10 protein-coding genes, 1 rRNA gene and 1 riboswitch are annotated in these 10,434 nt (G+C 69.5%); of the genes, 10 read left to right on the top strand and 1 reads right to left on the bottom strand.

Features of this window, described 5'->3' with window-relative positions:
- The 10 genes from rrf to ABZT14_RS22950 form a co-directional block, all read left to right on the top strand.
- Window positions 1-93 (top strand): 5S ribosomal RNA (gene rrf / locus ABZT14_RS22995); the annotation flags it as partial.
- A 236-nt stretch (window positions 94-329) separates the two neighbouring features.
- Window positions 330-938: a CDP-alcohol phosphatidyltransferase family protein gene (locus tag ABZT14_RS22990; RefSeq protein WP_356305776.1), complete on the top strand. Its 609-nt coding sequence runs from the start codon at window positions 330-332 to the stop codon at window positions 936-938.
- A 109-nt stretch (window positions 939-1,047) separates the two neighbouring features.
- Window positions 1,048-3,543, top strand: coding sequence for a mannose-1-phosphate guanyltransferase (locus ABZT14_RS22985; RefSeq protein ID WP_356305774.1), 2,496 nt, complete (start codon window positions 1,048-1,050; stop codon window positions 3,541-3,543).
- 73 nt (window positions 3,544-3,616) lie between these two features.
- Window positions 3,617-4,522, top strand: a complete 906-nt coding sequence (locus tag ABZT14_RS22980; RefSeq protein WP_356305782.1) for a DUF881 domain-containing protein — start codon at window positions 3,617-3,619, stop codon at window positions 4,520-4,522.
- The gene (locus ABZT14_RS22975; RefSeq protein ID WP_356305772.1) at window positions 4,519-4,851 is read left to right on the top strand and encodes a small basic family protein; all 333 of its coding nucleotides are present in this window, start codon (window positions 4,519-4,521) and stop codon (window positions 4,849-4,851) included. The genes ABZT14_RS22980 and ABZT14_RS22975 overlap by 4 nt, the downstream gene beginning before the upstream one ends.
- A gap of 6 nt (window positions 4,852-4,857) precedes the next feature.
- Window positions 4,858-5,841 carry a DUF881 domain-containing protein gene (locus tag ABZT14_RS22970; protein ID WP_356305770.1) on the top strand — a complete coding sequence of 328 codons (984 nt, stop codon included), beginning with the start codon at window positions 4,858-4,860 and terminating at the stop codon, window positions 5,839-5,841.
- A gap of 433 nt (window positions 5,842-6,274) precedes the next feature.
- On the top strand, window positions 6,275-6,808 hold the full coding sequence (locus ABZT14_RS22965) for an FHA domain-containing protein (protein WP_356305768.1): 534 nt from the start codon (window positions 6,275-6,277) through the stop codon (window positions 6,806-6,808).
- Window positions 6,809-7,029: 221 nt separating this feature from the next.
- Window positions 7,030-7,500: a bifunctional nuclease family protein gene (locus tag ABZT14_RS22960; protein WP_356305766.1), complete on the top strand. Its 471-nt coding sequence runs from the start codon at window positions 7,030-7,032 to the stop codon at window positions 7,498-7,500.
- 195 nt (window positions 7,501-7,695) lie between these two features.
- Window positions 7,696-8,295, top strand: coding sequence for a MerR family transcriptional regulator (locus ABZT14_RS22955; RefSeq protein WP_356305764.1), 600 nt, complete (start codon window positions 7,696-7,698; stop codon window positions 8,293-8,295).
- A gap of 66 nt (window positions 8,296-8,361) precedes the next feature.
- The gene (locus ABZT14_RS22950) at window positions 8,362-9,804 is read left to right on the top strand and encodes a DNA polymerase IV (protein ID WP_356305762.1); all 1,443 of its coding nucleotides are present in this window, start codon (window positions 8,362-8,364) and stop codon (window positions 9,802-9,804) included.
- On the opposite strand, the gene ABZT14_RS22945 is transcribed toward ABZT14_RS22950, so the two are convergent.
- Window positions 9,750-10,133 (bottom strand): PRC-barrel domain-containing protein, encoded by a 384-nt coding sequence (locus ABZT14_RS22945; RefSeq protein ID WP_356305760.1) that lies wholly within the window; start codon window positions 10,131-10,133, stop codon window positions 9,750-9,752. The two genes, ABZT14_RS22950 and ABZT14_RS22945, sit on opposite strands and share 55 nt — an antisense overlap.
- Before the next feature lie 133 nt (window positions 10,134-10,266).
- Window positions 10,267-10,363, top strand: a riboswitch (glycine riboswitch).
- Window positions 10,364-10,434: the final 71 nt, after the last annotated feature.

Below are 10,434 nucleotides of genomic sequence, written 5' to 3'. Positions count from 1 at the left end.
ACGCCCGGTTACTTTCCGAACCCGGAAGCTAAGCCTTACAGCGCCGATGGTACTGCATACGGGAGTGTGTGGGAGAGTAGGACACCGCCGAACTCCTTTTAGGGGAGAGGGTCTTGGTTCTCTGGACGATTTGGTCCAGGAGAATCGGGGCCCTCTTTCTTTTGTGTGTGGGGGGTGGGCCATTTCTGGGAGAGGGGGCCTAGGCCCCCCTTTTTTGTGCCGAGACCTTTGTCCCCGGCCCGGACAGCCCGGGTGCCGGCATCCCTGGTACCGGAGACAGGTAGGGTCAATCCAGCATCACGGTGCCGAGGGTGACCTAGGAGGTTTCGGTGGGGGATCAGGCGACGCAGGTCCAGACGGCGCGGACCTTCACGATCCCCAACATCCTCAGCATGGCCCGACTGGCGGGCGTACCGCTGTTTCTGTGGCTGATCCTGTGGCCCGAGTTCGGTGGGCCCAAGGTCGACGGTTGGGCACTGTTGGTGCTGGCCCTGAGTGGTGTGAGCGACTACCTGGACGGCAAGCTGGCTCGCCGGTGGAACCAGGTGAGCAGTCTGGGACGGGTGCTGGACCCCGCGGCTGACCGGCTCTACATCGTCTCCACGTTGGTCGGGCTGACCTGGCGGGAGATCCTGCCCTGGTGGATCACCGCGCTGCTGCTGTCCCGCGAGTTGGTGTTGTTGGTCATGGTGTGGATCCTGGACCGACATGGGTATGGCCCGCCCCAGGTGAACTTCCTGGGGAAGGCGGCCACCTTCAATCTGATGTACGCCTTCCCACTGCTGCTTCTCAGCGACGGCAACGGAGCTGTCGCGACGGTCGCCGGGATCCTGGGGTGGGCGTTCGCCGGTTGGGGAACGGCCCTGTACTGGTGGGCGGGGATTCTCTACATCGTTCAGGTCCGCCGTCTGGTGTCGGCGGACGCCAGGGCTGGCTGAACTCTCTTCGCGGCGTGGCGGAGGCCGGATGTCCCCGTTTCGTCGCGTGGGTCATCCTGGTGGTGAAGTTGGCGAGATCGTCGTTTCATCCCTAGGAGGGCGTTCCGTTATGAAGGCTGTCGTGATGGCGGGCGGCGAAGGCACTCGACTTCGACCCATGACGTCGAGTATGCCGAAGCCCCTGCTCCCGGTCGTGAACCGCCCGATCATGGAGCACGTGCTGCGTCTGCTGAAGAGGCACGGACTCACCGAGACGGTGGTGACCGTCCAGTTCCTGGCCTCGTTGGTGCGGAACTACTTCGGTGACGGCGACGAGTTGGGCATGGAGCTCACCTACGCCAACGAGGAGAAGCCCCTGGGCACGGCGGGGAGCGTCAAGAACGCCGAGGAGGCGCTCAGGGACGACTCCTTTCTGGTGATCTCGGGTGACGCCCTCACCGACTTCGACCTCTCGGAACTCATCGCCTTCCACCGTGAACGCGGCGCGATGGTCACGGTCTGCCTGACCCGCGTACCCAACCCGCTGGAGTTCGGCATCACCATCGTCGACGAGGAGGGGAAGGTCGAGCGCTTTCTGGAGAAGCCGACCTGGGGACAGGTCTTCTCGGACACGGTGAACACCGGCATCTACGTCATGGAACCCGAGGTCTTCGACTACGTGGAACCGGACGTCTCGGTGGACTGGTCGGGAGATGTCTTCCCCCGTCTGATGAAGGACGGGAAGCCCATCTACGGGTACGTGGCCGAGGGCTACTGGGAGGACGTCGGCACCCACGAGAGCTATGTGAAGGCCCAGGCCGACGTGCTGGAAGGGAAGGTCGACGTCGACATCGACGGCTTCGAGATCTCCCCCGGCGTGTGGGTGGCCGAGGGGGCGGAGGTGCACCCCGAGGCCACGGTGCTCGGCCCCGCGTACATCGGTGACTACGCCAAGGTGGAGGCCGACTCCGAGATCCGCGAGCACTCGGTGATCGGCTCGAACGTCGTGGTGAAGAGTGGGGCGTTCCTCCACCGCGCCGTCATCCACGACAACGTCTACGTGGGGCAGCAGTCCAACCTCCGTGGCTGTGTGATCGGGAAGAACACGGACCTGATGCGCGCGGTGCGGATCGAGGACGGCGCCGTGGTGGGGGACGAGTGCTTCATCGGCGAGGAGTCCATCGTCCAGGGCAGCGTGCGCGTCTACCCCTTCAAGACCATCGAGGCGGGCGCTTTCGTCAACACCTCGGTGATCTGGGAGTCCCGTGGTCAGGCGCGGTTGTTCGGGGCCAGGGGAGTGTCCGGGATCCTCAACGTGGAGATCACCCCGGAGCTGGCGGTACGGCTGGCCGGCGCCTACGCCACGACGCTGAAGAAGGGGGCCACGGTCACCACCGCGCGTGACCACTCGCGTGGCGCCCGGGCGTTGAAGCGCGCGATGATCTCTGCCCTCCAGGCGAGCGCCATCGACGTACGGGACCTGGAGAACGTACCGATGCCGGTGGCCCGGCAGCAGACGGCGCGGGGGAGCGCGGGCGGCATCATGATCCGTACCACCCCCGGGGTGCCGGACTCGGTGGACATCCTGTTCTTCGACGAACGGGGAGCCGACCTCTCCCAGGCGCGACAGCGCAAGCTGGACCGCGTCTACGCCCGCCAGGAGTACCGTCGTGCCTTCCCCGGTGAGATCGGTGACCTGAGTTTCCCCGCGAGCGTCTTCGACTCTTACACCGGGTCGCTGTTGCGGGCGGTGGACACCACCGGTGTCACGGACTCGGGCCTGAGGGTGGTCGTGGACGCCTCACACGGCAGCGCCGGACTGGTGCTGCCCAGCCTGTTGGGACGACTGGGCGTCGACTTCCTGACCATCAACGCGGGCCTGGACGAGACCCGGCCGACCGAGTCCGCCGAGGCCCGCCACGACGGTCTGGTGAGGCTCGGCGAGATCGTGGCCTCGGCGCGGGCCGCCTTCGGAGTGCGGTTCGGGCCCGTCGGTGAGCGGCTGTCCCTGGTGGACGAGCGGGGGCGCATCATCGAGGACCAGCGCGCCCTGCTGGTGTTCCTCGACCTGATCGCCGCCGAGCGCCGCAGCGGCCGTGTCGCCCTGCCGGTGACCACCACCCGCATCGCGGAGCAGGTCGCCGCCTACCACGGCACCCAGGTGGAGTGGACGACCACCTCCCCGGAGGACCTCGCCCGGGTCGCCCAGGAGGACGGTACGGTCTTCGGCGGTGACGGTCGGGGTGGGTTCATCGTCCCGGAGTTCAGCTCGGTGTTCGACGGTGCCGCCGCCTTCGTACGGCTCATCGGCCTGGTGGCCCGTACCCAGCTGACCCTCAGCCAGATCGACGCCCGCATTCCCAGCGCTCACGTGACCCGGAGGGACCTGGCGACCCCGTGGGCGGTCAAGGGGCTGGTGATGCGGCGCGTGGTGGAGGCGGCCGGTGACCGGTACGTGGACACCACCGACGGGGTACGGGTGGTGGAGCCCGACGGCCGCTGGGTGATGGTGCTCCCCGACCCGGCCGAGGCGGTCACCCACCTGTGGGCGGAGGGCCCGGACGACGCCTCGGCCGAGGCCCTGCTCGACGAGTGGGCGGGCGTGGTGGACAGCGCCGGGCGCTGAGGCGGTACGCCGTGACGGCCCCCGCCTCGTACGGGCAGGGGCCGTTCGGCGGTGGCCAGTGGCTCATGCGACGATGTGGGTCATGCCGCAGCAGCCCCCCGCCCGGAGCACGGACTCGCGTCCCCCGCGCCCCGACGCCTCCATGTCGCTGCTCAACAACGTCATGGACCACAGCCTGGACGACGGCTACGCGGAGGCCGCCGCGCGACGTGGGGTCACCGGCAGGTCGCACCTGCCCACCACCCTTCGCTCCCGGATCGGGCTGGCTGTCGGCCTGGTGTTGGCCGCCCTGGTGGTGACCGTGGGCGCGGCGCAGGCTCGAATAGCGGGACCCAGCGACGCCAAGGAGCGGCAGAAGCTGATCGACCGGATCGACAACGGCTCCACGGACGCCGACGACCTGGAGAAGGACATCGACCGGCTGCGTTCGACGGTGAGCCGCAAGCAGCAGGAGGCCCTGCGGAAGCAGGGGAAGCAGGGCCAGCTGGCCGGGCTGCTCGCCGGGGCCACCCCGGTGCGGGGGCCCGGGGTGAAGCTGGTGGTGGACGACGCCAAGAACGCCGGAGGCTCGGGGGGCGACGGGCCCCGGGACAGTGACGGTTTCTCCGACACCGGACGGGTGCGGGACCGTGACCTCCAGCGGGTGGTGAACGGCCTGTGGGAGTCCGGGGCGGAGGCGGTCTCGGTCAACGGCCAGCGGCTGACGGCGCTTTCGGCGATCAGGGCGGCCGGCTCGGCCATACTCGTCGACAACCGGCCACTGGTTCCGCCGTATACGCTGCTGGCCGTCGGGGACGGGCCCCGGCTGCGCTCGGAGTTCCAGTCCAGTGCCGACGGGCAGTACCTCCAGGTGCTGCACGAGAACTACGGGGTTCGCACCAGCATCGCCGCGCAGGAGACGGTACGGTTGCCGGCCGCGCCGTCGCTCAGTGTTCGTACCGCGCAACCCGCGAGGAAAGGGAAAGGCAGTTCATCGTGATCGCCGTTTTGGGCCTGGTCGTGGGAGTGCTGGCGGGACTGGTCGTCCGGCCCGTCGTACCTACGGTGGTGGAGCCCTACCTGCCGATTGCCGTGGTGGCGGCACTGGACGCGGTCTTCGGTGGCCTGCGCGCGATGCTGGACGGCATCTTCGACGACAAGGTCTTCGTGGTCTCGTTCCTGTCCAACGTGGTGGTGGCGGCGCTGATCGTCTTCCTCGGGGACAAGCTCGGCGTGGGCGCGCAGCTGTCCACCGGGGTGGTCGTGGTGCTGGGTATCCGCATCTTCTCCAACGCGGCGGCCATCCGTCGGCACGTGTTCCGGGCGTGAGGGTCGATGAGCGACGAGCGTGAGAGGCCGGAGGACGACGGCCGGCCACCTTCCGAGCCCCGACCCCGGCCGGACCGGGGCGGGAGGACGGACGCCCCGGGTGCCGGCGACCGGCCTCGGTCCGCCGCGTTGCCGGCCGAGAGGCGGCCGGAGGACGAGCCGGAGGTCGAGGCACCACAGGCCGGCGCCCCCGACGAGCCCGAGGAGGGCGCGGGAGACGCCGAGGACCACGAGGAGCAGCGGTCGGAGGGGAAGGACGAGACCCCGGCGCGCTCCGGCCGGCAGCGGCTCGTCGCCGCGCTGTGGCCGCCGCGCCTCACCCGGGCCCAACTGATCGTGGCCCTGCTGCTGTTCGTACTGGGGCTGGGGTTGGCCATCCAGGTCCGGTCGACCAGTGAGAACAGCGCCCTGCGGGGTGCCCGCCAGGAGGACCTGGTGCGCATCCTGGACGAGCTGGACGGCCGCACCAAGCGGCTGGAGGAGGAGAAGCAGCAACTCCAGAACCAGCGTACGGAGTTGGAGAACAGCTCGGACCAGGCCGAGGAGGCGCGCAAGCAGACTCGGCAGAAGGAGCGCCAGTTGGGGGTGCTGGCGGGTACGGTGGCCGCGCAGGGGCCGGGTATCCACCTCACCATCGAGGACCCGGACAAGGGGGTGGAGGCGGACATGCTGCTGGACACGATCCAGGAACTGAGGGCGGCGGGAGCCGAGGCCATCCAGGTCAACAACGTCCGCGTGGTGGCCGGGAGTTACTTCTCGGACAGCGGGACCGGGGTGGCGGTGGACGGCCGTAAGATCTCCGCGCCCTACCGGTTCGAGGTCATCGGCAAGCCCCAGGACCTCGAACCCGCGCTGAACATCCCCGGTGGTGTCGTGCAGAGCATGGAGAAGGAGCGGGCGACGGTGAAGATCGAGCGCTCCCAGGACATCACCGTGGACGCTCTGCGGTCCGCGAAGCGCCCCGACCACGCTCGGTCGTCCTCGCAGTGAGACCCGAGCGGGGACGGGGTGATCATTCTGGGGGCCGAGGAGGAGTCAAGGCGCCGAGTAGGGGAAACTGTCAGACGATCGGGGACGTTGTCACTACAGCGTCCGTTGGTGTCATGACGTGTAACGAGGGTCTGTCCTGCCCCACGGGCGGGTCTGTGTCGTGCGAGGGGAATCGCCCGTGAGTTTTTTTTCGAAGTTGTTCGGCAGGAACCGCCAGGACGGCGGAGCCAGCGGGTCGGCGCGGCACCGGGCCGGCGAGCGGCAAGACGCGGGAGAGGCGCAGGACGCGGGGCGTCCGCTGTTCCGCGACGAGGTGGGCGAACCGGGCACTGCCCCATCCGGTGGGCACGGAGCGGTTTCTGTTGACCCTGAAGGTGAGGGAACCATAGGTTTCGGGCAATCGGCCGCCACGGGTACGGCAGGAGGAGCTGACTTGCCGGTCTGCAACAGGTGCGGGAATCGAAACCCGGAGTCCAGCCGCTTCTGTTCCCAGTGCGGTACGCCGCTCCGGGGCGGAGTGCCCCTGGGGGAGCGTTCCTCGGAGACCACCTCCACCATCTCCATCTCCGGCCTGGAGGCCTACGAGGCGGAGGCCACCGGGCAGGCACCACCCTCCCTGCCGCCGGAGGTCCAGGCGGCCGTGGAGGCCCTGCCCCTGGGTTCGGCGTTGCTGGTGGTCAGGCGGGGGCCCAACTCTGGCAGCCGCTTCCTGCTGGACGGCGAGCTGACGACCGCCGGACGGCACCCGCAGAGCGACATCTTCCTGGACGACGTCACCGTCTCCCGACGCCACGTGGAGTTCCGTCGGGGCGGGGACGGGGTCTTCACCGTCTCCGACGTAGGCAGCCTCAACGGCACCTACGTCAACCGTGAGCGCATCGAGTCCGGCGTGGCACTGGCCAGCGGCGACGAGGTGCAGATCGGCAAGTACCGGCTGAGCTTCTTCGCCAGTCCGCGTACGGTCTGATCCGGCCGGCCGTTCTCGGCCTGTCGACATCCTGTGGGGCTGTTCCCGAAACCACTTTCGGGAACAGCCCCACGTCGCGTTCCGTCCACCCGCCTCCCGCCCGGGTTCGCCGGGTGATCGGCGTCGGGCACAAGCCGAAAGGCGACGTGAACCGGGCAAAGACTTCCTCCAACGCACGGCCCGACTATCCAAACCGGGCGGCCTGGGCCTAGGGTTGCTGTGTGAACGAGCTCGACGTCGTGGGTGTCCGGGTCGAAATGCCCCACAGCCAGCCGATCGTTCTCCTGCGCGAGGTGGGGGGCGAGCGGTATTTGCCGATCTGGATCGGCCCGGGTGAGGCCACCGCAATCGCCTTCGCCCAGCAGGGTATGACCCCTGCTCGGCCGCTGACGCATGACCTGTTCAAGGACGTGCTGGACGCGGTGGGGCAGGAGTTGACGGCTGTCCGCATCACCGACCTCAGAGAGGGCGTGTTCTACGCGGAGCTGGTCTTCGCCAGCGGGGTCGAGGTCAGTGCCCGCCCCTCGGACGCGATAGCCCTGGCCCTCCGCACCGGGACACCCATCTACGGAAGCGACGGTGTGCTGGACGACGCCGGGATCGCCATTCCCGACGAGCAGGAGGACGAGGTCGAGAAGTTCCGCGAGTTCCTCGACCAGATCTCTCCCGAGGACTTCGGAAGCAGCCAGTAGCCGACCGCGTGGGGACGGGTCCGTCCGGCCAAGAGGCCAGGGTTTCCCGAGACCTCGCAAGGTGAAACCCCTCTACGGGGGAAAATCACTCGCCGTGCCCAGTGTGGCGTTGATTGACGCACTCCGGGTGACTGCCTACCTTCGTGGGGCAAGTCTTGGGGAACGTCCAACTGGACGTGAAGGACGGAGGTCGGAGTGGGAAGCACCGACAAGGAGACGGGGGCGAGCGGTCCCGTTCCGCTTCACGAGCCACGGCCCACACCCCTCCCCTCTCCCTCACCCGTGGGGCCCGCCGACCCCGCACCCGAGGTGGGGTACCGAGGTCCGGCCGCCTGCTCGGCCGCCGGCATCACCTACCGCCAGCTGGACTACTGGGCCCGTACCGGCCTGGTGGAGCCCAGCATCCGCCCCGCGTACGGCTCCGGCAGCCACCGGCTGTACAGCTTCCGGGACGTGGTCGTCCTCAAGATCGTCAAGCGTCTGCTGGACGCGGGTGTCTCCCTGCAGAACATCCGCGCCGCCGTCAGCCACCTGAGCGCCCGGGGCCTGGCCGACCTGACCCAGATGACCCTGATGAGCGACGGCGCCACCGTCTACGAGTGCTCCTCCCCGGACGACGTGGTGGCCCTGCTCCAGGGCGGCCAGGGCGTGTTCGGCATCGCCGTCGGAGTGGTCTGGCGCGACGTGGAGGAAGCCCTGGAGGAACTGCACGCCGAGCGGGTGGACAGCGGTGAGACCGTCCCGGGCGAGCACCCGGACGACGAGCTGGCCCGTCGCCGCAACCGCGTGGGCTGAGCCCCCGGCCCGTCGGCGCCCCGCGCCGACCGGCGACTGTCGGTGCCGTACGGCAGGATCGGCACCGTGAGAGACGTGCCCACCATCCTGCACCTGGACATGGACGCCTTCTACGCGTCCGTGGAGCAGCTCGCCAAGCCCAGCCTCGGCGGACGTCCGGTGGTGGTGGGCGGGTTGGGGCCCCGGGGAGTGGTGGCCACCGCCTCCTACGAGGCCCGCAGGTTCGGGGTCCACTCGGCGATGCCGATGGCACAGGCCCGCAGGCTCTGCCCCCACGCGGCGTACCTGGTGCCCCGCTTCGACCTCTACCGACGTGTCAGCGAGACGGTGATGGGTCTGCTCACCGCCCTGTCGCCTCTGGTCGAACCCCTCAGCCTGGACGAGGCGTTCGTCGACCTGGAGGCCGGTGACGACTGGCCGGAACGCGACCGGGCCCGGCACCAGGGCCAAACGGCCGAGCTGGCCACCGCGTGGGGTCGGCGGGTCCGACGGGACCTGCGGGACGCCACCGGGCTCAGCGCCTCGGTGGGGCTCGCCTCCAGCAAGATGCTCGCCAAGATCGCCTCGGAGCAGGCCAAGCCGGACGGACTGGTGGTGATCGAGCCGGGCAGCGAACGGGAGTTGCTGGCCCCGCTGCCGGTGCGCACCCTGCCCGGCGTGGGCCCGGCCACCGCCGAGGCCCTGCGGAGGGCCGGCATCCACACCGTGGGGGAGACGGCCGAGGCGGGAGAGGCGGAGTTGCTGCGCCTGCTGGGCAAGGCCCACGGCACGGCCCTGCACCGGATGTCGCTGGGGTTGGACGACCGGCCGGTGGTGGCTGAGCGGGACACCAAGTCGATCTCCGTGGAGGACACCTTCGACGAGGACCTCACCGACCGCACCAGGGTGTCCCTGGAACTGGACCGGCTCGCCGAGCGCTGTGCCGGGCGGCTGCGCACCAGCGGCAAGTCCGGCCGTACGGTGGTGATCAAGGTGCGCAGCTACGACTTCTCCACCCTCACCCGTTCCGAGACCCTCCGTGGTCCGACCGACGACCCCAGCGTCATCCGTGAGGCGGCGGCCCGGCTGTTGGCGGGGGTGGACACCACGGCCGGTGTCCGGCTGCTGGGGGTGGGGGTGAGCGGGCTGGCCTCCTTCACCCAGGAGGACCTGTTCGCCCAGACGCACACCACGGCGGTGGTCGAGGCGCCCTCACCCCTGGAGTCGGCCGCGGCGGACCCGGTGGAGCCGGCGGTGGTCGCACCGGTGGCCGAGGCGCCCTCGGCGCGGCGGTGGATGCCGGGGCGGGACGTGTGGCACCGGGAGCACGGGGCGGGCTGGGTGCAGGGCAGTGGGGTGGGGCGGGTCACCGTACGGTTCGAGGGGCCGGGGACCGGGCCCGGGAGGGTGCGTACCTTCGGGGTGGACGATCCCGACCTGGAGCCGGCCGAGCCGGTGTGGCACGAGGGGGAGGTTCAGCCGTCGGCCCCGGCTATGCGGCCGAAGCGCCGTTCGGGCACCGGGGGGTAGGGCAGCTCGTTGTCGAGCGGTACGTGGAGGCCGTAGTGCCGGTACAGCCGCAGTTCCTGTTCGGGGGAGAGGTGGCGCCCCACCCCGAGGTCGGGGGCCTGCTTGACCAGGTGCCGTTCGAAGGGCACGCGCAGCCCGGCCTCCACCACTTCGCTGGGTTCCAGGGGGACGAAGGCGTCCCGGCGGAAGAGTCCGGTGCGTACCGCCGCCCACTCCGGGTCACCGGTGGCGTCGTCGAGGTAGACCTCGTCGATCGTGCCGAGTTTGGCTCCGTTGAGGTCGAAGGCCTTGCGGCCGATCAAGCTGCGCGGATCGATGTCGGTCTGCACGGGCCCTCCCACGGGGTCTCCAGTCCTGCCGAGGATTCCAGATACAACGAAAAGCCACTTCCGGGAACTTGGCCAGTCGAACGCCGCCCCGAGACCAGGGGGTAAGGGCGCTGGTACGCTCGTAGAAGGCTGTTGACCCTGTGCGGGAGAGTTCTCCGTCCACCGGGCGGAGGCGCCGAAGGAGCAAATCCTCCCCGGAATCTCTCAGGCTCACGTACCGCGCGGACGAGGTCTCTCTGGAAAGCAGGGCGGGCCACGGACACGTACCGCAGCCCCTCCTCACCGACGGTGAAAGCCGGGA

This window comes from Streptomyces sp. NPDC005438 (genome assembly GCF_040606315.1).
In the GTDB taxonomy this organism is placed as follows: Bacteria; Actinomycetota; Actinomycetes; order Streptomycetales; family Streptomycetaceae; genus Streptomyces.
Note: the sequence above shows the minus strand (reverse complement) of the source record. Positions and strands in the feature narration are given on the sequence as shown.

What these genes read in the sequence shown, in the direction of transcription:
- ABZT14_RS22985 (WP_356305774.1), top strand. Translation starts at nt 1,048, where the DNA reads ATGAAGGCTGTCGTGATGGCGGGCGGCGAAGGCACTCGACTTCGACCC.
- ABZT14_RS22980 (WP_356305782.1), top strand. Translation starts at nt 3,617, where the DNA reads ATGTGGGTCATGCCGCAGCAGCCCCCCGCCCGGAGCACGGACTCGCGT.
- ABZT14_RS22970 (WP_356305770.1), top strand. Translation starts at nt 4,858, where the DNA reads ATGAGCGACGAGCGTGAGAGGCCGGAGGACGACGGCCGGCCACCTTCC.